This is a genomic window from Rothia sp. SCPM-O-B-18226 (M350) (assembly GCF_058213595.1).
Genome location: NZ_JBYQJS010000004.1, coordinates 142,214 through 163,172, shown reverse-complemented (window position 1 = coordinate 163,172; position 20,959 = coordinate 142,214). Strand labels below are relative to the sequence as shown.

The following is a 20,959-nucleotide window of genomic DNA, read 5'->3' as shown; positions in this document are numbered from 1 at the left end:
CGCTAGTTCTTCCACCAGGAATCAAAAATCGTCACCGGAGTGGTGCGCTTATGGCGGCTACGCAGGTAAATCTGCTCCAGCTTCGCAGCGGCCGCCTCGTCGATTTCCTTACCCTCCAGGTAGTCATCAATCTGCGGGTACGTCAGACCCAGCTCATCCTCATCGGTACGGCCGGGCACGCCGTCCAGCAGGTCAGCCGTCGGCGGCTTAGCCCACAGACGCTCAGACGCACCCAAAACACGCAGCAGCAGCTGGTTCTGGCGCTTATTCAGGCCGTACAGCGGCAGCAGGTCCGCGCCGCCGTCACCGAACTTCGTGAAGAAACCCGTAATGGACTCCGCCGCATGGTCGGTACCCGCCACCAGGTAGCCGGGGCCGCCAGCCACCGCATACTGGGCGATCATGCGGGCGCGCGCCTTCACATTACCCTTGTTGAAGTCGCTCATCTGCTCGCCGGTCGCGGCAGCGTAGGCGGTGTCGAAACCGTCGACAGCCTCCGCAATGTTGAAGGTCAGGGAGCGGGTGGGCTGGATGAAACGTAGCGCCTCCTGCGCGTCCTCTTCGTCGTGCTGCACACGGTAGGGCAGGCGCACTGCCACGAACTCGGTGGTGCGGCCGCGCTCGTTGAGGCGGTCGACCGCCAGCTGGCAGAGGCGACCCGCCAGGGTGGAGTCGATGCCGCCGCTGATGCCCAGTACCAGGCCGCGGCTTCCGGTGGCTTCCAGGTAGTCGCAGATGAACTGGATGCGGCGCTCCACTTCTTCGCGTGCCTGCTCTTCGGTCATGTTGGGCTTGACGCCCATTTCACGGATGATCTGTGCCTGTAATTCACGCATGACTTAAGTGTACGCTCCACCTTATAGCCCGTGCGGTGAACCGCCGAGGGAGGCGAGGTAGTGTTCCACACGGTGCGCTCAGCGCGGCACACGCGGCGGGTTCAGCGGTGTTCCAGGCCCGCAAATACACAGCGTATTCACCGGTAAAAACCCTGCGCGACAACCCGCGCGGCTGTTAGCATGAACGTACGGTTCAAATACCGTTCAAAACAGGCGGTGATGAGGGAAAACGCCCCCACACCCGCTACGCCACAGAACACGTCAACCAAGGACGGTGAAGACAGCACCATGGCAAAAACAAAAACTGAACTCTACGACGAGCTCGTAGACATCGAAACCAGCCTCGAAAACCACCCGCTCACCTCCGGGAAAATAGCGGAGGCGAACATCCTCGTCGAGCAGATGAAGGAGCAGGGCGCCACCCAGGAAGAAATCAATGAGGCACTCATCCGGCAGGGGCTGCCTTCCCTCGTGGAGATCGGCAAGAGTACCTTGACGCAGTCTTTCAGCCTCTGGAAGCTGAGTCACCGCAAGTCCAAGGTGGAAGCCGCCATTGAGAAGCTCAACCGTAAAGAAGCCCGCCAACGCTAACTAGGCCGCCTCGGGCAGAGTGAGGCAAGCAAATACCCCCGGCAGATGCGTACGGCATCCACCGGGGGTATTTCTTTCAAAGGAATATCAGTGGCTTAGATTTTCAAAGACGCTCTCATAACGGTCAACGAAGTCCGCCGCCGCGTTCAGAAGCTCCTCCTGGTCGAGGGCGTCCCGAGTAGCTGACAGCGTCTCATCCTCGCCGTTCTGAACCTGTAATTCACGCATAACCTAAGTCTACGCCGCAGACATAACAGCCCACAGAAAGAGCCGTGTCGGGGCAGAAAACTCTACCCCGACACGGCCCTCACATCCGCATCCGACTAGCGGTTATTCAGCACGCGCACGTTGTAGCGGTGCAAGAACGCCGCCATCGCGCCACGCTCAATCGGCTGAACCGGGCGGAACGAACCATCCGGCCAACCCGTCGTAATCCGCTGATCGGCCAACCACGCAATCTCGCGGTAGAACTGGCTGCCGGTCGACACGTCGCTAAACGGCGATACCGCAGGAGCCGAATATGCCGGCGAACCCGCGTAACGGTAGAAGAACGCCGCCATCGCGTCACGGTTCACCGCATCATTCGGGCGGAACGTACCGTCAGACCAGCCGGTCGTAATGCCGCGGGCGCGCATCCACTCAATCTCCTTGTAGAACGGGTGGTCGCGCGGCACATCCTTGAAGCTCGGGGTGCTCGGCGCGGTGAACTGCGGCGAACCCGCCATGCGGTAGAAGAACGCCGCCATCGCGCCGCGCTCCACCGAACCGTTCGGGCGGAACGTGCCATCCGGGTAGCCGGTCGTAATGCGACGCTGAGCCAGCCAGTTAATGTCGTTCACGAACGGGTAATCCGCCGGAACATCCTTGAAATGCGCACTCTCGGCGGGAGCCTCGGAAGACGACGACACGCGCAGAACCTGCGCACGCTCACCGGCCGCACCGTTCGTACCCGACAGGTCGCCGGTCGCGTTGTGCATGTGCAGGAACAGGGCAGAGCCCTTCGCCTCACCGCTGCGGTGCGCCACCAGGTTCGTGCCCGGCGCATCCACGAACAGGTTCGGAACGCCCGCCGAATCGCCGCTGAACCACAGCGCCGGGGTGGCGTAGTTGAACGACACCGACTCGGTCGTATCCACCACGGTCGTAGCGGAGAAGGCGCTCGCGGTGGTCACCGAGTACGAAATCTCGGTCGACTCAGCCTCGGGGTCCAGGCCCAGAACACTCAGCGGAACACTCATCACCAGGGTGTTCGAATCCATGATGTTCGTATCGGTATCGCCCCAGGTGCCGTTCAGCGGGTACAGGGCGTTGGCGATTGCGTGCCACTTACCGTCCAGGCCGCGCTGCGAAACCTTCACGAGCGGGTAGTCCAGGCCCTTCTCGCGCACCGTCTGCAGGCGGTAATCGGTCGTGCCATCCTTATCGGTGTCGATGAAGACGTAGTAGGTGCCGCGCGGGGTCACCTCCGACCAGTTACCCCAGGTCGAAATACCGAAGGACAGCTGCGCCTGCGAGGTGTCCTCGCCGGCAGCCTTCAACGCCGCCACGTTCGAGGTGGCACCCACGTACTGCAGGTCCATGCGGGAATCCGAACCCACACCCAGCTTCGCGGTCGGGATGCGCGGGCTCGAAGCGCCCAGCTCGAAGGCACCCAGCAGGGAGCGGTAACCGCCCTGGTTCACGGCGGTGCCCTCAACGGACAGGCGCTGCTCCAGCGCACCGGCGCCGTTCGAATCGAAGTGGATATCCGCACCGGCCACGCGCAGCGCGCTCACCGGCTTCGGGGCCACGTGCAGGGGCATACGCAGGGTCTTCACCGCGGCCGAGGAATCAGCATCGGTCAGGATCAGGCGGCCCGAAGCGCTCGCAATGTACTGGCGGGCACCCGAAATGGTCACCATGCCGGTCGAGTAGTTCAGCGAATCCTGGGTCGGGTACATCGAGGGGTCGATGGTCTTCTCAAGCTTCGACGGGTCGATGCGCACCGTCACGGTGAACGTGGCGGTTTGGCCGGCACCCACCGATACCGACTGCGGGTAGGAGAACTCCACACCCGGGATGCTCGTGCTGCCCTCATAGTTCAGGGTGTAGCTGTGCGCGACCGAATCGGTGTTCTCAACGCTCACGCGGTGCTGCAGGGTCTGCACGCCGGCGTTCGGGGTGTACTCAACCACGCCGAAGGTATCCGAAACCTGCTCGGGGCGGGCGGCGTTGAACAGCATGACGCGGTCGGCCACCGCCGCACGCGTGTTGATGCGGCCGGTACCCACGCGGTCCACCGCGTAGGGGTTGCCCCAGGCGTCCTGCATCCGGTGGTCGGCGGTGTTCATGATGGCGGTCTTAATCATGCGCGGGCCGTACTCCGGGTGCGCCTGCATAATCAGCGCCGCAACACCCGCCACGAACGGCGTGGACATGGACGTACCGGTCTTTACGGTTGCCTCGGTACCGCCGCCAACCAGGATAGAGGAAATGTTTGTGCCCGGTGCCGCAACGTCCGGCTTCGTGATGCCGTGCGAGCCGTGCATACCGCGCGCGGTCGAGGTGTTCGCCTGATCCAGCTTGCCGTTCTGCACGCGAATCGACTCGCGCAGGTTCTCGCCGAGCTGCAGGGTCAGGTTGCCCGAATCAATCTGGGAGGAGAGGCGCTCCACCTGGCTCTTGGCCAGACGCACGCCCGGAATAGCGGAGTTGCCGCCGATAGCGGTGTCGCCCACCTCCGTGTCGGAGGCGATGACCACGCCGGTTGCGCCCGCCGCCTGCAGGTTATCGAAGCGCACGCGCGAACCGCAGGGGGCGGTGCCGTCGGCCTCAGCCCAGTCGATGAGGGCCCACTTGCCCTTCAGCGCCGCGGCCTCCTCCTCGGTGAAGGCCTCGCACGCGTAGCGGTTGCGGGTTGCGGCACGCACCACGGTGCCGCGCAGCTGCTCCTCGGTCGCCTTCGAGTAGTCGAAGCTCACCGAGTAGTCGCCGTAGGTGTCCGCCTCGTTCGCGGGGGAGAGGATCTTCACGCGGTCAGCCATCTGGGTCGAGCCGATGGAGTTCGCCACGGTCAGGCTGTAGGTGCTGGTGCCGGGGCCGCCCGAGTTGGAGTAGGTGTCACCCACGGCGTTGTAGTTGTTGGCGTTACCCGCCGCAACCACGGAGAGGATGCCCTCGCGGTAGAGGGAACCGACCGCGTAGTTCACGGTCTCGTCGAACACGCCGAACTCGTTGCCCAGCGACAGGTTCGCGATGTCGGCGCGGTCGGAGAAGTCGCCGTCGTCGTTGGGGTCGAGCACACGGTCCAGGCCCTTGGGGACGAACGCGGTGGTGCCCTTACAACCGAAGATGCGCAGGCCAATCAGCTGGGCCTCCGGTGCGGAGCCCGGGCCGATCTTCATGTCCTTGAGCTGCTCCTCGGTGAGCTTGGAGTAGTCGCCGCGGAAGGTCGAGCCGTCCGCGTTCACGCCGTAACCCGCCGCGGTACCGGCCACATGGCTACCGTGGCCGCCGCAGTCCAGCGGGTTCGCGTCCGGGTGGGGAGTGGAGGTCTCCTTCTTAGCGGAGTTGTAGTCGTCACCGACCAGGTCGTAGCCGCCCAGGAACTTCTTCGGGTCGTAGGTGCCCTCGGGAATCGTGTCGGAGGCTTTTGCCTTCTCGTAGGCCTCCTTAGTGCCGGGGCCGCCCAAATCGGCGTGAGTGTAGTCGATGCCGGTATCGAGCACCACAATCTTCACGCCCTTACCGGTGTAGCCGGTGGAGGCGGTGTTCTGCGCGTGCTGCTGAGCCCACACGGAGAGCGTGTCGGTATCGAGCACGGAACCGGTGTTCTGCGGCGCCATGTCCTCAATGATGCTGATGCGCTCAACATCGGAACGGTTCGCCAGCGCGCGAATCTGCTCGACGTTACCGTAGAGCGCCACGCCGCGCATCGTGTTGTGGGTGGTGTACAGAACCTGCGCGCCGGACTCCTTCGCGGCGGAGGCGCCCTGCTGCTGCACGCTGGCACGAATCGCCTGCACCTGCGCCTGCGCGTTCACGGGTGCCTGCGCGCGGGAGCGGACCGCGTCCGGCTGGGTCTGGGCGTATGCGCCCTGACCCTTGAATCGGACGAACACGGCGCGTTCGCCGGTTGCGCCGTCCAGGCTGGGGGAGAGCACCTCGGTCGGGTTCGGCGTCTCGGCGGATGCGCTACGCGGCGCATCCACGTCACCGCGCACCACGCCGGGTGCGGCGTACGCCTGGGTTCCGTAGGGTAGGGAAGTCAGCCCGAGGGTCAGGCCCAGCACTAGGGCGCCGCAGCCGCGGGCTACGCGCCGAAGTCCTCGCGGTGGCCGCGAACCCTTCGGAGCGGGGGTAGCTTCAGGGAGAATAGCCACTGAATGCTCCTTGATTCTCTTGTAATGGTGTGTTTCTAGGGGTCTTCGGCCCGTGCTTCAACGACGGGGTTCAAGCGGGCGCTGAAAGAACCCTCACCATTGTCTCAAGGAGAGGGGTGTTTAACCTAGTCAGACTCGTGAAACACCGCGGTGCGGAACGTAACAACGGCGAGGGGGCCGTACCGGGCAGCATTGCTGCGCGCGGTACGACCCCCTCGCCCTTGACCGGAATCAGTCGCTGACCAGAATTAGCCGCTGACCGGAACCAGCCGTGACTCACCGGCACCTCAGCCGGGGCGGCACCCCTGCCTACGCGGTGAGCCGGTCAGCCGGGCCTCACTACTGGTCGGCGCTGTACCCCAGCACACTCGTGCTGTAGCGGAACACGAACGCCGCCATAGCGTCGCGGTGCACCGGCTCCACGGGGCGGAACGAACCATCGGGCCAGCCGGTGGTCACGCCCTGCGAGGCCAGCCAGCTGATCTCGCGGTAGAACAGGTTATCCGTCGAAACATCCGTGAAACGGGCCTGGGCGGGAGCCTCGTACGCGGGCGAGCCGGCGTAACGGTAGAAGAACGCGGCCATCGAGTCACGGTTCACCGAGGAATCGGGGCGGAACGTGCCGTCCGACCAGCCGGTCGTGATGCCCTGGGCCTTCATCCACTCAATCTCCTTGTAGTAGGGGTGGTTGAGTGGAACGTCCTTGAAGCTGGGCGTACTCGGGGCGGTGAACTGCGGCGAGCCGCTCATGCGGTAGAAGTACGCGGCCATGGTGGCACGGTCCATGTTGTTCAGCGGGCGGAAGGTGCCGTCCGGGTAGCCGCGGTCAATCTGGTGCGAGGCAATCCACGTGATTTCACGGTAGAACTGGTTATCCGCCGGAACGTCGGTGAAGCGTGCATCGTGGATGGTGCGAGCCACCTTCACGACCTGTGCACGGTCGCCAGCGGCAACACCGTTAGCGGTCTTACGGCCGCTCAGGTCACCGGTCGCGTTGTGCATGTGCAGGAACAGAGCCTGACGCTCCTTGTTGTTGTTCTTGCGGTGAACGGTCAGCTGACCGCCGTCACGATCCACGAACAGGCCGGGCACACCCGACTCCTCACCGGTGAACCACACACCGGGGTTGAACGGGGAGAAGGTGATCGCATCCGTCGCATCGACGTAGGAGTTACCCTCGTTGTACCAGGTGTCAGTCTGCACCGTGTACTTGATGCTCTGAGCCTTCTCAGCGGTCAGGCCCAGGTCCTTCAGCGGCACACCCAGAATCATGGTGTTGGTGTCCATGATGTTGGTGTCGGTGTCGCCCCAGGCACTGTTCAGCGGGTAGCGAGCCACCACGGTGGATGCGTTACCGGAGATGGACCAGACCTTCACCAGCGGGTAGTCCAGGCCCTTCTCTCGGGTCACCTCGAGCGTGTAGTCGGCCTTCGAATCGCCGGTGGTGTCAATCTGCACCTGTACCTGACGGCCCCAGTGCATGCTGTCCCAGGTGCCCCAGGTCGAAATACCGAAGAACAGAGAACCATCGTTCGGGTTCTTGCCGGCAGCCTTCAACGCCGGTGCGTCCGAGGCGGCACCCACATACTGCAGGTCAACAGCCTGGTTCGACGGCAGCTTCAGCTGACCGGTCGGAATACGGCCGCTGACCGCACCCAGCTCAAACGCACCCAGCAGCGAACGGTAACCGCCCTGGTTCAGGGTCGTACCGCGCAGAGTCACCGTGGACTCCTTATCGGCGATGCCCTTGTAATCAATACGGGACGCATCAACACGCATCTTCGAGACAGGCTTCGGTGCCACGTGAATCGACTGGCGGATCGCCTCGCGGCCATTCTCAGAGAAAATCAGGCGACCAGAAGCGCTCGCAATGTACTGGCGCTTACCGGCAATCAGAGTCTTACCGGTCGTCCAGTCCTGAGCGACCTGGTCGGCGCTCATCGCCGGGTCCATGGTCTTCTCAAGCTTGGAGGGGTCGATGCGTACGGTCACGGTCACGTTCTTACGCTCACCGGCACCCACGCTCACCTGCTGCGGGTAGGAGTACTCCACACCCGGGATGGTCGTGCTTGCCTCGTAGCTCAGAGTGTAGGTGTGAGCCTGCGAATCGGTGTTGTCCAGAACGATTTCACGCTGAACAGTCTGAATACCCGAATCGGGGGTGTACTCCAGCACACCAAACGCGGTCGAAACACGCTCGGGGGTCTTCGCATCGTACGCAATGACCTTCGCGTCCACGGCAGCGCGAGCATTCACCATGCCCGTACCCACACGATCCACCGCGTACTGCGCACCCTGCTCATTCTTGATCGGGGTGGACGCGCCGTTCATCAGCGCAGCCTTAATCATCTGCGGGTTGTAATCCTGATGCGCCTGCATCACGAGGGCGGCGATACCGGTCACGTGCGGGGTTGCCATGGAGGTACCGGTGAAGGAAACACCCTTATTACCCGTACCCACAGCGGCAGACACAATCTCAGTACCCGGTGCCGCAAGGTCAGGCTTAATGAAGCCATCAGAACCGTGCTGACCGCGAGCGCTCGAGGAATTCAAATCAAAAGCGTGCGAGTGAGGACCGCGGCCCGAAGCCTTGTAGTCCAGGTTCATCTCAACGGTCACCGGACCGGCAGCCAGAGCCTTCTCCAGGTCCTTCGTCGAAGAAGCAGTCAGACGCAGACCCGGAATGGTCGCATTACCGCCAATGCCGATCGTGTAGCGCTCAGCCTTACCGGCCATCACCACGCCAACACCGCCGGCAGCCTGAACGTTATCGAAACGCATCTTCGAACCGCACGGGAACGACAAGTCGTCCTGATCCCACTCGAAGTAAACCCACTTACCCTTCAAAGCCTTCGCCTCTTCAGCAGTGAAAGCCTCGCAAGCGTAACGGTTACGCTTCGGTGCGGCAACAACCTCGCCGCGCAGCTGATCAGCGGACGCCTTCGAATAATCGAAGTTTACCGAGTAATCACCCTGCAACCACTCCAAACCAGTCTTCGTGGTCACGCGGGCACGGTCAATCGGCTGAGTCGAACCGTAGGCGTTCGCCACCGACAGCGCCGCAGCCGCATTCGCGGGGCTACCCGAATCGGAGTAGGTGTCACCCACACCGTTGTAGTTATTGGCGTTACCGGCAGCAGCCACAGTGAACACACCCTGGCGCGCCATCGTATTAATCATGTACGACTCAGGGTCGTCAGCCGGGGCGAACTCGCCACCGAGAGACAGGTTCACAATGTCGGCGCGGTCAGAGAAATCACCGTCACCATTCGGGTCCATCACGGTATCGAGCGCCTTCATCACAACACTCGAATTGCCGTAGCAACCGAATACACGAATCGCCAGGATCTGAGCATCAGGAGCAGTACCGGGGCCAATAGACATGCCCTTCAGCTGCTCCTCCGTCAGGTTCTTGTAATCGCCACGGTAAGTCGTACCGTTCGCCGTCACACCGTAACCGGCGGCAGTACCCGCCACGTGCGTGCCGTGACCGCCAGAACCGAAACCATCCGGGCGGCAATCCAGCGGGTTATTATCCGGCTGCGGAGTCGACTTCTCAGCCACCGACGCATTGTAGTCATCACCGACCAGGTCAATGCCGCCAATGAACTTATTACGATCAATCAGACCCGAATCAGCGGACGGAAGCTCCGTCATGGCCTTGGCCTTCAGATAGGCGTCCACGGTTCCGGGGCCGCCAAAGTCGGCGTGAGTGTAGTCCACACCCGAGTCGACGATCGCAATCTTCACGCCCTTACCCGTGTACCCCGTATTCTCACGAGTCCACGTGGCAAGAGTTTTCGTATCAATCTCGCTACCGGAGTTCATACGCTCCTTCGCGATAATCGGCGAAATACGCTCCACATCCGGGCGCTCCGCCAACGCACGAATCTGCGCAGCATCACCAGTAATCGCCGCACCACGCATCGCATTATGCGTGGTGTACATCAGCTTCGCGCCAGAAGCAGCCGCCACAGACTGAGCCTGCGACTGCACCTGAGCTGCAATAGCCTGCACCTGCGCCTGACGGTTCGCCGGCGCCTCCTTACGTGCCAGAACAGCCGCGGACTGGGTTTGCTCATACGCGCCCTTGCCCTTGAACTGAACATACACGGTGACCTGGCCTTCAGCCTTCTGCAGGCCCGGGCTGATACGCGAGGCAGCGTCACCGGATGCGCTCGCAGTGCTTCCTTCGACCTGCTGGGGGCTCTGAGCGTGAGCTGCAGAGAAAGTGGCGGGAACGCCGAGAGTAAGGGCGAGGGCCGCACTCAAACCGGTCGCACCGACAGCCTTCATTCTGCGGCGTGGCGCATGAGGCGTTGTCATGGAATCCTCCTTCGGATTTTCTATTTTTCGATAGTGCTGTGTGCTCTGTGGTTGTGTATCGGTGATACGCGGAGGCGGCCCCACCGGCAGACGACGAGTGAGTGCATCCGCCGGTGAAACCGCCACCAAAACTTGAGAGGTTCCGGGATTTTCAGGCCCCGGACCCTGCCGGTTCCGGGTACCCCTCCCACCCCATGCAGGAGGTGGGAGAGGACCCGAACCGTTTGCTACCGGTTAGCTACCGTCTAGCGTCCGGCGAGGTTCGCCACCTTCTCGCTGTAGCGGTAGATGAACGCCGCCATCGCATCGCGGGCGATGGGGGTCACCGGGCGGTAGGTGCCGTCGGGCCAACCGGTGCTGATGCCGGTTGAGGCCAGCCAGGTGATTTCGCGATAGAACTGGCTATCGGCGGGCACATCCTTGAACGGGCTGGTCACGGGCAGATCAACGTGCGGCGAGCCGGCGTAGCGGTAGAAGAACGCCGCCATCGCATCGCGGTTGACCGGTGCGTTCGGGCGGAACGTGCCGTCCGACCAGCCGGTCGTGATGCCGCGGGCCTTCATCCACTCAATCTCCTTGTAGAAGGGATGGGTGGTCGGCACATCCGAGAAGCTGGGCGTGCTCGGGGCAGTGAACTGCGGCGAGCCTGCCATGCGGTAGAAGAACGCCGCCATCGCGCCGCGCTCAACGGACTCCAGCGGGCGGTAGGTGCCGTCCGGGTAGCCGGTGGTGATGCGACGCTGAGCCAGCCACGAGATTTCGGTGTAGAACTGGTCGCCGCTCTTCACGTCGGTGAAGCGGGACGGGGTGATGTACTCGTCCTGCTGCTCCTTGACGTTCAGCACCTCGGCGCGGTCGCCGGTTGCGCCGTTCACGCCCGAGAGGTCGCCGGTGCCGTTGTGCAGGTGCAACAGCAGTGCCTTTGCGGGGGTACCGGATTCGCCGAGCGCGGGGAGGGCGTCGGCGGAGCGGTGCGCCTCAAGGGAGCTACCGGGGGCGTCCGGGAAGAGGCCTGCCACGGAGGAGGAGTCGCCGCTGAACCACAGCTTGGGGCTGAAGGGGCGGTACTTGATCCAGCCGGTTTCGCTGACGTTGCCCCACTCGTACTGGGTGGTGGCGCTGACGCGGTACTGGATGTCCGGGTTGTTGGCGCTGGTCAGGCCCAGGTCCTTGAGGGGTGCACCCATCACGAGGGTGTTGGTGTCCATCATGTTGGTGTCCGTATCGCCCCAGGCGCCGTTGAGCGGGTAGTAGGCGAGCTCGACGAGGCTACCGTTCTTGTAGCCGTAGAGGCGAACCAGCGGGAAGTCCAGGCCCTTGGCGCGGTCGGTGACCAGCTTGTAGTCGGCGCGGTTATTGCCGTCGGTATCAATCTCCACGGTGAAGGTGTTCTCATAGGAGACAACATCCCAGTTCGCCCAGGTGGAGATGCCGAAGCGCAGGGTGCCGTCATCAGCGTTGCCGCCGGCTGCCTTCAGCGCGGGAGCATCCGAGGAAGCACCCACGTACTGCAGGTTCGCCTTGACGTTGCTGTTCAGCGACAGGGAGGTGGGGGCCACGCGGTCCACGCTCGCACCGTACTCGAAGGCGCCGAGCAGGGAGCGGTAGCCGCCCTGGTTGACCTCGGTGCCCTTGAGGGCGACGGGGGTCTTCTGCCAGCCGGTGTCTGCCTTCTGAGCCTCTTCGCTAGAGGGCTTCTGAGAGAAGGTCAGGGTGCGGTCGGCGGCGTGCATGGTGCTGACGGATTTGGGTGCCACGTGGATGGGCACGCGCAGGTTCTGGCCGTTGTCCTCGGTGAGAACGAGTCGGCCGGAGGCGCTGGCGATGTACTGGCGGTACTGCGCCGGCACGGTTTCAACGCCGGTGTAGTAGTCGGTCGCGTTCTGGGTGACGTCTGCCGCGGGGTCGCGGGTCTTTTCCAGCTTGGACGGGTCGATGCGCACGCTCAGGGTGAAGTTCTTGGTTTCACCGGGTGCCAGCGTCACGGACTCGGGGAACGAGTATTCCACTCCGGGAATATTGGTGCTGGGGGCGTAGGACAGCGCGTAGGTGTGCGCAGCGGAATCGGTGTTCTCCACCGTCACCTCGCGGGTGAGGGTCTGAACGCCGGCATCCGGGGCGTACTCGAGCACGCCGAAGCTCACCGAGGTCGTGTTCGGGCTCTGGGCGTTGTAGGCCAGGGACTTCGACTGCACGGCCGCGAGGGTGTCCACGCGTCCGGCACCCACGCGGTCCACCGCGTAGACGTCACCGGATTCGGTGCGCACATCATGGGTTGCGGTGTTAACGAGGGCCGACTTGACCTGTGCGGGGGTGTAGCTCGGGTGGCTCTGAATGACCAGGGCCGCGGAGCCGGTCACGTAGGGGGCGGCCATGGAGGTGCCGCTGAAGGTCACGGAGCCGTTACCGGTCGCCACTGCCGCGGAGGTGATGTACGAACCGGGCGCCGCAATGTCGGGCTTGGTGTAGCCGTAGCTGCCGTGGAAGCCGCGGGCGCTCATGGGGTTCAGCTGATCCTTGAGGCCGGTGTCCACGCGCAGGGATGCCTTCAGATCGTTGCCGAGGCGCACGGTCAGGGGCTTGCCGGCCGCTTCTGCCGCGGTAATCTGCGCGCGCAGGTCCTTGGCGGCGGAGGCTGCCAGGCGGAAGCCGGGCAGGGTCTCGTTACCGGCGATGCCCAGGCCGGGCTCCTCGTCGTGACCGGCGAGCAGCACGCCCTTGGCGCCTGCGGCCTGCAGGTTGTCGAAGCGCACCTTGGAGCCGCAGGCGAGGTTACCGTCGGCTTCGGCCCAGTCGATGAGCACCCACTTGCCCTTTACAGCTGCCGCTTCGTCGGCGCTGAGGGCGTTGCAGGCGTAGCGGTTGTTCTCGGAGATTGCGGTGAGTTCACCGGTGAATTCCTTGGTGCCCGCCTGTGCCCAGGGGTAGGAGACGCTGTAGTCGCCGCGTACCTTGCGGGTGGTGCCGGTGGCGGGGTCGGTCAGCTCTGCCGCATCGACGGCGCGGGTGGAGCCGTAGGCGTTAGCTACGGTGATTGCGCTGGCTGCGGTGGCGGGGTGACCGGAGTTGGAGTAGGTGTCGCCGCGCAGGCTGTAGTCGTTGGCGTTACCTGCGGAGATCACGGAGAGCACGCCGGCGCGGGTGAGCGCGTCAACGGCGTAGGCTTCGGGGTCGTCCTGCGGGGAGAATTCGCCGCCGAGGGACATGTTGACCACGTTCACGCGGTCGGAGAAGTCGCCGTCACCGTTGGGGTCGAGGGCACGGTCGAGCGCCTCAATAACGACGTTGGTGCTGCCGCTGCAGCCGAAGACGCGGAAGGCGTAGATTTCAGCGTCGGGGGCGACGCCGGGGCCGATCTTCATGGTCTTGAGCTGCTCTGCGGTGAGCTTGCTGTAGTCGCCGGTGAAGGTGGTGCCGTCGGCGTTCACACCGTAGCCTGCCGCGGTGCCCGCCACGTGGGTGCCGTGGCCGCCGGTGGTGCAGTCGAGCGGGTTGCCGTCGGGGGTTGCGGTGTTGGTGCCGTCGTAGGCGTCACCGACGAGGTCGTAGCCGCCAGCAACCTTGGTGCGGTTGATGAGTCCGGAGTCTGCGGAGGGCAGCTCGGTGAGCTTGGATGCCTTCTCGTAGTCTTCGAGCTTGCCGCTACCGCCGAAGTCGGTGTGGGTGTAGTCGATGCCGGAGTCGATGACGGCGATCTTCACGCCCTTGCCGGTGTATCCGCCCGCGCCGGCGGGGTTGGTGGTGCCGGTCCAGGTGGCGAGGGAGCCTGCATCAATGGCGGCGCCCGCGTTCTGGCGGTACTTGGGCAGGATGGGCGAGATTTTCTCTACGTCGGAGCGGTTGGCGAGTGCCTTGATGGACTCGGCGTCACCGCGCACTGCCACGCCGCGTACCGCGTTGTGGGTGGTGTAGAGGACCTGTGCGCCGGACTGGCTGCTGACCTGCTGTGCCTGGCTCTGCACCTGGGAGGCGATTGCCTGCACCTGCGAGCTGGTGTTGACGGGTGCCTGCACGCCGGCGCGTACGCCTGCGGGCTGGGTCTGTTCAAAGGCGCCCTTACCCTTGAAGCGGACGAAGGCGGTGACGGTGCCGCTGGCGTTCTTCATGCTGTCACTGATGACCTGCTGCTTGATTGCGTCGGGGTCTTCGGCGGCCTGGGCGGTGCCGCCGAGTGCGGCCAGGGGGCTCAGCGCCATGCTGAGGGTGAGGACGCCGCTGTAGACCCTGCGGCGGGTCTGCGTGCGCCGACGTGGTGCACGCGGGGTGGGGGAGTCGGTGGTGGTCACGGTGCTCCTTTGCTTGGCTCCCGTGGTGTTTCTGGGAGGCGTTTGTGAATATGGTGCGGGTTGTCCCGCAGGTTATACCTGAGAATAAACCCTCAGATGTGAACCACAATACACCTTTAAGGGGTTGATAAGGGGATTTTCGGTTGTGCGCGCCACAAAATAGACTCTCATGACACATTGTGAACATTGAGAGTTCTTCCAGGTCCGTGTGGGATGGTGAAAGAAGAACCGTCGGTGTCGAAGGAAACCGGGGCCGGGCGGGGAGCCCGCCTCCGGCGTTCGCGTTCTGGATCCGATGGATCCGCGTAATATACGCGCACTAAAAAGTGTTTCACCTGCGCAAACACGTGGCAGGGATAGGATTAAGTTACGACCACCGCCGAAGGAGATTGCGATGACCGAGCACACTTCGCAACAGTCGCGAAAAGAGCAAGAGTCCTACCAGCCCCTGTGGGATGACTCCTTGCCCGTTCCGAGTTACATGAACATCTCCCTGGGGAACAGCGAGGCCCCGGCCGAAGCCTCCTCGCAGCAAGCCTCGGAGAACACCGCATCACCGGCCGCCGAGAGCGCGCCGGAGCGGGAGCCGGGAGTCTACTCTTACACCCCCACCCTCAAGGTGACGCCCACGCCAATCTTTGGCACGCCCGACCCCTCCCTCCAGCGGATGCACATTCAGGATATTCCGGGCACCCGCCCCGCCCCCGAGAGCGCCATGAAGGGCCCCGGCGCCGCCACCAACCAGCGGTTACCGGAAGAAACGGTCGGCTATATTCGCGAGGTGGATGCGCTGTACCCCGACGGCGCCCCCACCACCTGGGAAATAACCCGCGGCGCATGGCTCTTTTTCGCCATCGTAGTCTTCTGCAACCCGCTGATTGACGCTTTGATCATCTATCCCTTTGATAATCAGGTGGCCGTGTCACTCGCCTTTCTTGGGGTTATCCTGGCGCTGGGTACCTACGGTACTCCGGTGATTCTCTGGTTCGTCTTCTTGATTATGGCCATCAGCAAGGTGCACAAGAAATACTCCGAGGCGAGGGAACAGCGCTGGAACGTCGAGAAGGCTCCCGCGTTCTGGTACTACCCCGTGTACATCGGCTGACCCCGCAGACCGTAAACCTGACAGGCCGTGATTTTATCCGCCATCCCACCGAGGTTAACGCTCTATTTACCTTGCGCTGATAGGGTGGAGGCATCATAAGGGCGCCGAGGGCGCCGAGTGGGCACCCCCAGCCGTATTCACTCGTTGATTAAAGAAAGAACGAAGACAATGTCGCAGTATCCCGACGACCAGTACAACCAACCCCAGCAGCCTCCTTATGGCCAGCAGGCACCGGATTACCAGGCCGGTTACCAGCAGAACTATTACCCGCAGGGTTCCTACACTCTCGCCCCCTCCTCGGCGGACGATAAGAACATGGCGATTCTGGCCCACCTGGCCTCGGCCATTCTCTCGTTGCTGTCCTTCTCGACCCTGAGCGTGATTGCTCCGCTCGTGATGTGGTTTATCTACAAGGACAAGCCCGGCTACAACTTCACGAAGGAATCCGCCCGCCGTGCGTTCAACTTCAACTTCTCCCTGTGGGTCATTAGCACCGCTTCCTGGCTGGCGATTGTGCTGACCTTCGGCATCCTCGGCCTCATCCTGTGGGTGGTGCCCCTGGTGGTGACCATCCTGATGGTCGTCTTCCACTCGCTGGCCGCCATGGCAGCCGCTCGCTGCGACCTGTACGAGTACCCGATGACCTTCATCAAGATCATCAAGTAGTCTTCACGGCTTATACCGGTAGCGCCCCCGTCCGAATATCGGATGGGGGCGTTGCTGTGCCCGGGTATGGCACGCCTGTTGACCGTTCACACGGGACTTAAAGGGAGCGGCACGGTATCATGGGAAGAGGTGTGCCTATTCACTCCACATTCACTCTACGGATGATGGGACGCCGCCGCGCCGTGAAATCCGGTGCGTCTCTTCGAAGCTTTCAAGGAGCACAAAATGTCAGCTGTCGTGATTGTGGGCGCCCAGTGGGGCGATGAGGGTAAGGGCAAGGCTACCGACCTGCTCGGCCCCCGCGTAGACTACGTGGTCAAGCCCAACGGCGGTAACAACGCCGGTCACACCGTGGTGGTGAACGGCCAGAAGTTTGAGCTGAAGCTGCTGCCCGCCGGTATTCTGAGCGACAACGCCGTCCCCGTGATTGGTAACGGCGTGGTCGTGAACCCCGAGGCTCTCTTCGCAGAGATTGACGGCCTTGAGGCCCGCGGCGCTGACACCTCCCGCCTGAAGATTTCCGCTAACGCACACCTGGTCGCACCCTACCACCAGACCATGGACAAGGTGACCGAGCGTTTCCTCGGCAAGCGCGCTATTGGCACTACCGGCCGCGGTATCGGCCCCGCCTACATGGATAAGGTTGGCCGCCTCGGCGTGCGTGTTCAGGACATCCTCGACGAATCCATCCTGCGCCAGAAGGTTGAGGGCGCGCTGCGCCAGAAGAACCAGCTGCTGGTGAAGGTCTACAACCGCCGCCACGTTGAGGTTGAGGAAATCGTCGAGTACTTCATGTCCTACGCCGAACGCCTCAAGCCCATGATCGTGGACACCACCCAGCTGCTGAACAAGGCGCTGGACGAGGGCAAGACCCTGCTGATGGAGGGCGGCCAGGCCACCTTCCTGGACGTGGACCACGGCACCTACCCGTTCGTGACCTCCTCGAACCCGACCGCCGGCGGCGCCTGCGTGGGTTCGGGTGTGGGCCCGACCCGCATCACCCGCGTGATCGGTATCCAGAAGGCGTACACCACCCGCGTGGGTGCCGGCCCCTTCCCGACCGAGCTGTTCGATGAGATGGGCGACTACCTGCGCACCACCGGCGGCGAGTTCGGTGTGAACACCGGCCGCCCCCGCCGCTGCGGCTGGTACGATTCCGTGCTGGCACGCCAGGCCGTGCGCATCAACGGTTTCACCGACCTGTTCATCACCAAGCTGGATGTGCTGACCGGCCTGGAGAAGATTCCGGTCTGCGTGGCCTACGATGTGGACGGCGTGCGTCACGACGAGATGCCGATGACCCAGACCGATTTCCACCACGCTAAGCCGATTTACGAGTACTACGACGGCTGGACCGAAAACATTTCGGATGCGAAGAGCCTGGATGAGCTGCCCGAAAACGCCCGCAAGTACGTACTGAAGCTGGAGGAGCTCTCTGGCTGCCGTATCTCCGCTATTGGTGTGGGCCCCGACCGCGACCAGACCATTGTGGTCCGCGACCTCATCAACGAAGACTAAGCGCAATAGCTCAATACGCGAAAGCCCCCGGAGGCTACCTTATAGGTGTCTTCCGGGGGCTTTCCCATACTATCGACAGGAGCGTGATCGGAGACTTATCACATGGCGGGTGGGAGGCGCCTGCGGGTGACTGCGGAGAGGTGCATCCCGTATGCTGGGTAAGGGCCACAAAAGTGGTGCTAGTGCGTTCAGAGGAGAAAAACGATGTCCTATATCACCGGAGCTATCTACCCGAGCTCGGACCGCCCTCAGCTGGGTGCCACCGAGGAAGAAACCCTCCGCGCCTACGCGGACAAGAACACCGCCGTAGCCCTCGGATACGCCAACCCCGACATCCACGAACTACACGCCCTGCAAAAAACCTTCAACCTGCACGAACTCGCCATCGAAGACGCCACCCGCGGCCACCAGCGCGCCAAGCTCGAACGCTACGGAGACTCCCTCTTCGCGGTCATCCGCCCCGCCATCTACCTCGACAAAGAAGAAGAAGTGCGCCTCAGCGAACTGCACCTCTTCACCGGCCCCCGCTACACCCTCGCACTCGTTCACGACGAACAACGCCAGCGCATCAACGACAAGTTCAACCTGCTCTACGCCACCCCCGATGCATCCCCCGCCCGACTGCTGCACCGCATCCTCGACAGCACCGTCGACGGGTACGCCCCCGTGCTCGAGGGACTCGAGAACGACAACGACGAGATTGAAGACATCCTCTTCTCCACCAACGAGCGGCGAGACGCCAACTCCCTCGCCCAGCGCATCTACGAGCTGCTCAACCAGGTCATCGACTTTCAGCGAGCCTGCCGACCCCTCGAACCGATGATGGGTCGCATCATTGAAGGCCTACGCACCGGCGCGCTCGACCCGTCCCCCTACCCGGGCGCGAGCCAGGGCGAGGTTGAAGACGAGGCCGTGGAGCTGGCCCGCCAGTTCCGCAACGTGCTCGACCACGTAACCCAAACAAAAGAACGCCTCGAAGACCTTCGCAGCTCCCTCGAAAACGCCCTGCGCGTGCACGACACCCTGCTCGGCCAGCAACAGAACGACGACACCAAACGAATCTCCGCCTACGCGGCACTCCTCATGGTGCCCACTATCGTCGGCTCGGTGTACGGTATGAACTTTGAGGTTATGCCCGAGCTCAAGTGGGAGTTCGGCTACCCGGCGGCCCTGCTGCTGATGCTGGTCTCCTGTCTGCTCCTCTACTGGTTCTTCAAGAAGAATAAGTGGCTCTAACAGTCCACAAAACGCCACTGGCTAGGCCTTTAAACGCGTATGCCGCGTAGGGCATACACACATGCCTTACGCTGCGCGGTCGTACTGGGCACGCATCGCGCGGCGGCAATCGCGGCGCTCACGCTTGAACTTCGTGCACATAGCCTTCGGGTCGTCGAACATGGAGAAGTCCTTCGGCTCAGCCGACAGCCCCAAGGTCGACAGCTCAACCATCGTGAGCATCGCGTAGAACGTCTTGCGGCGCAGCTCAAAATTGCAGGCACCCGGAGCGGACTCCACCGCGAATACCGCGCCGGTGCACTCCAGAGAACGCATGGCCCAGTGCTTGACCCACAGGTCACCATTGACCGGGCTCACGCCCAGGCGGGTCAGCGCCAGACCGGTACCCCGCACACGCTCAAAGCGCAGGCACATCTCCAGGTCCTTCTCCAGGGGGAACACGAACAGCAGAGCGTTCTGGGCCGCAGCTCGTAGCTCGCGCAGGTTCGCCTCATAACCGGAAGCACCCTGAGTCAGCTGACGCATCACGCGGCCCATAGTGGAAGATACCGGCGCGGTACGGAAGCACGAGCCGTCGGCAACCAGCTGCTCCAGAACGGTGCGGAACTCCTCCACCTCGAAGCGTTCCATACGCACCACGGTACCGCACTGCATCAGCCAGTTGAACTCTTCATCACGACGAAGCTGCTCATCGGCAGTGCAAGAAATCTGCGCCTGTGCGTACTGGCCCTCACGAGTGGTGTTTTCCATGACCGTTCCTTCCGTAGATGCTGAATTGGCCCGTTAGCAACACCGCGGGAGGCGGCGTGCCCGGTCGGAAGGACCGTCCCTTCCAACACCTACACTCTATGGGCGACCCCTGACACGATAAGCGTTCTTTGTTTTACCCCCGGGTAAATCTAGAAAATATTTAACGCGCCGCCGGGCACCTCGCTGAGAGGCACCCGGCGGCGCGTTACAGGTTCGTGGTTTGCGGCGAAGGCTAGTGGCGCTGACGGTTCAGCAGCCACAGCATATACAGGCCACCGATTGCACCCGTCACCAGGCCCACTGGAATCTGGAAGGGCGCCAGCGCGCGGGCCGCCACAAAATCGGCCAGCACCAGGATTGCCGCACCCATCAGGGCCGAATGCCACATGGCCGTGCCCGGCGTACGCCAGAAGCGGCGCGCCAGCTGCGGGGCAATCAGCGCCAGGAAGCCAATCGGGCCCGCGACGGAAATCGCAATAGCCACCAGCAACACGGCGGCGGCCACCAGCAGGTTCACGCTCCTCTTGACCGGCAGACCCAGACCCGCCGCCAGGTCGTCGCCGAGCTCCAGGGTGCGCAGGCGGCGCGTCAGCATCAAAATCAGGGGAACCGCAATCACCAGGATGATGGACTGCACCTCCATCTGCCCCCACGAGATGGCATTGAGTGAACCGTGCTGCCAGGTCTTCGCGGCTTCGGCCTTCTCCAGGTCGCCGCGCGTAATCAGGTAGTCGTTCACGGAGCTGAGCATCGCGCTCACCGCGATACCGATGAGCACCATCTTCTGACCCATCGTGGCGCCGCCGCCCAGGCCGGCCAATAGCATCACCACGGCCGCCGTCACGAAACCACCCAGGATGGCGCCCATGCCCATGCCCACGCCGGTTGCGGCCAACGGGCCGATGAGCACCACCGACAGGGCGCCGGTCGCGGAGCCCACCGTGAAGCCGATAATATCCGGCGAACCCAGAGCATTGCGCGACACCGACTGGAAAATCGCGCCCGACAGGCCCAGGGCCGCACCCACGACAAGGGCCGCGAGCATGCGGGGCAGTCGCTGATTGAGCACCAGCTGACGTTCAATCTCGGTTCCCTCGCCCTGGAATATCAGGCGGAAGACCTGCTCGGGGGTCATCTCGTAGCTCCCATAGATCAGGGATGCGGTGGCCACCACCAGAATGAGTGCCACCACCAGCAGGGTGCGGGGAATCGGGGTGCGGTAGCGTCCCGGGATGCGGATGCGCCCGCCCGCAGTGCGGGAGGACATTGAAACAGTGCTCATAC

12 protein-coding genes are annotated in these 20,959 nt (G+C 63.2%); 5 read left to right on the top strand and 7 right to left on the bottom strand.

Translation table 11 applies throughout. The features are described 5' to 3' along the window. Positions 1–2: 2 nt before the first annotated feature. Entirely contained in the window at positions 3–836 is an 834-nt protein-coding gene (nadE, locus tag AC3E6W_RS07500; RefSeq protein WP_490652747.1) for an NAD(+) synthase, read from the bottom strand. 288 nt (positions 837–1,124) lie between these two features. Between nadE and AC3E6W_RS07495 the strand changes: the two genes are divergently transcribed. Beyond that, entirely contained in the window at positions 1,125–1,427 is a 303-nt protein-coding gene (locus AC3E6W_RS07495; RefSeq protein WP_049350518.1) for a hypothetical protein, read from the top strand. Between the two features lie 87 nt (positions 1,428–1,514). Here the strand turns inward: AC3E6W_RS07495 and AC3E6W_RS07490 are convergent, their stop codons facing one another. From AC3E6W_RS07490 to AC3E6W_RS07475, 4 genes are all read right to left on the bottom strand, one after another. After that, positions 1,515–1,655: a hypothetical protein gene (locus AC3E6W_RS07490; RefSeq protein WP_161799349.1), complete on the bottom strand. Its 141-nt coding sequence runs from the start codon at positions 1,653–1,655 to the stop codon at positions 1,515–1,517. A 95-nt stretch (positions 1,656–1,750) separates the two neighbouring features. Continuing rightward, positions 1,751–5,788, bottom strand: a complete 4,038-nt coding sequence (locus AC3E6W_RS07485; RefSeq protein ID WP_490652746.1) for a S8 family serine peptidase — start codon at positions 5,786–5,788, stop codon at positions 1,751–1,753. 339 nt (positions 5,789–6,127) lie between these two features. Next, positions 6,128–10,114 carry a S8 family serine peptidase gene (locus AC3E6W_RS07480; RefSeq protein ID WP_490652745.1) on the bottom strand — a complete coding sequence of 1,329 codons (3,987 nt, stop codon included), beginning with the start codon at positions 10,112–10,114 and terminating at the stop codon, positions 6,128–6,130. A 245-nt stretch (positions 10,115–10,359) separates the two neighbouring features. Next, on the bottom strand, positions 10,360–14,400 hold the full coding sequence (locus AC3E6W_RS07475) for a S8 family serine peptidase (RefSeq protein WP_490652744.1): 4,041 nt from the start codon (positions 14,398–14,400) through the stop codon (positions 10,360–10,362). A gap of 394 nt (positions 14,401–14,794) precedes the next feature. Between AC3E6W_RS07475 and AC3E6W_RS07470 the strand changes: the two genes are divergently transcribed. From AC3E6W_RS07470 to AC3E6W_RS07455, 4 genes are all read left to right on the top strand, one after another. After that, positions 14,795–15,505 carry a hypothetical protein gene (locus tag AC3E6W_RS07470; protein ID WP_490652743.1) on the top strand — a complete coding sequence of 237 codons (711 nt, stop codon included), beginning with the start codon at positions 14,795–14,797 and terminating at the stop codon, positions 15,503–15,505. Positions 15,506–15,673: 168 nt separating this feature from the next. Beyond that, entirely contained in the window at positions 15,674–16,171 is a 498-nt protein-coding gene (locus AC3E6W_RS07465) for a DUF4870 domain-containing protein (protein WP_490652742.1), read from the top strand. A 225-nt stretch (positions 16,172–16,396) separates the two neighbouring features. Further along, the gene (locus tag AC3E6W_RS07460; protein ID WP_490652741.1) at positions 16,397–17,689 is read left to right on the top strand and encodes an adenylosuccinate synthase; all 1,293 of its coding nucleotides are present in this window, start codon (positions 16,397–16,399) and stop codon (positions 17,687–17,689) included. A gap of 204 nt (positions 17,690–17,893) precedes the next feature. After that, complete coding sequence (locus tag AC3E6W_RS07455) at positions 17,894–18,925, top strand: magnesium and cobalt transport protein CorA (RefSeq protein WP_490652740.1); 1,032 nt, start codon at positions 17,894–17,896, stop codon at positions 18,923–18,925. 66 nt (positions 18,926–18,991) lie between these two features. Here AC3E6W_RS07455 and AC3E6W_RS07450 read toward each other — a convergent pair whose 3' ends face one another. Beyond that, positions 18,992–19,675, bottom strand: a complete 684-nt coding sequence (locus AC3E6W_RS07450; RefSeq protein WP_490652739.1) for an integrase — start codon at positions 19,673–19,675, stop codon at positions 18,992–18,994. A 232-nt stretch (positions 19,676–19,907) separates the two neighbouring features. Then, positions 19,908–20,957 carry a FecCD family ABC transporter permease gene (locus tag AC3E6W_RS07445; RefSeq protein ID WP_490652738.1) on the bottom strand — a complete coding sequence of 350 codons (1,050 nt, stop codon included), beginning with the start codon at positions 20,955–20,957 and terminating at the stop codon, positions 19,908–19,910. Positions 20,958–20,959 lie beyond the last annotated feature (2 nt).

Coding starts and splice junctions, on each gene's coding strand:
- AC3E6W_RS07445 (WP_490652738.1), bottom strand. CDS start 20,957: ATGAGCACTGTTTCAATGTCCTCCCGCACTGCGGGCGGGCGCATCCGC.
- AC3E6W_RS07460 (WP_490652741.1), top strand. CDS start 16,397: ATGTCAGCTGTCGTGATTGTGGGCGCCCAGTGGGGCGATGAGGGTAAG.
- AC3E6W_RS07465 (WP_490652742.1), top strand. CDS start 15,674: ATGTCGCAGTATCCCGACGACCAGTACAACCAACCCCAGCAGCCTCCT.
- AC3E6W_RS07495 (WP_049350518.1), top strand. CDS start 1,125: ATGGCAAAAACAAAAACTGAACTCTACGACGAGCTCGTAGACATCGAA.
- AC3E6W_RS07470 (WP_490652743.1), top strand. CDS start 14,795: ATGACCGAGCACACTTCGCAACAGTCGCGAAAAGAGCAAGAGTCCTAC.
- nadE (WP_490652747.1), bottom strand. CDS start 836: ATGCGTGAATTACAGGCACAGATCATCCGTGAAATGGGCGTCAAGCCC.
- AC3E6W_RS07450 (WP_490652739.1), bottom strand. CDS start 19,675: ATGGAAAACACCACTCGTGAGGGCCAGTACGCACAGGCGCAGATTTCT.
- AC3E6W_RS07455 (WP_490652740.1), top strand. CDS start 17,894: ATGTCCTATATCACCGGAGCTATCTACCCGAGCTCGGACCGCCCTCAG.
- AC3E6W_RS07480 (WP_490652745.1), bottom strand. CDS start 10,114: ATGACAACGCCTCATGCGCCACGCCGCAGAATGAAGGCTGTCGGTGCG.
- AC3E6W_RS07490 (WP_161799349.1), bottom strand. CDS start 1,655: ATGCGTGAATTACAGGTTCAGAACGGCGAGGATGAGACGCTGTCAGCT.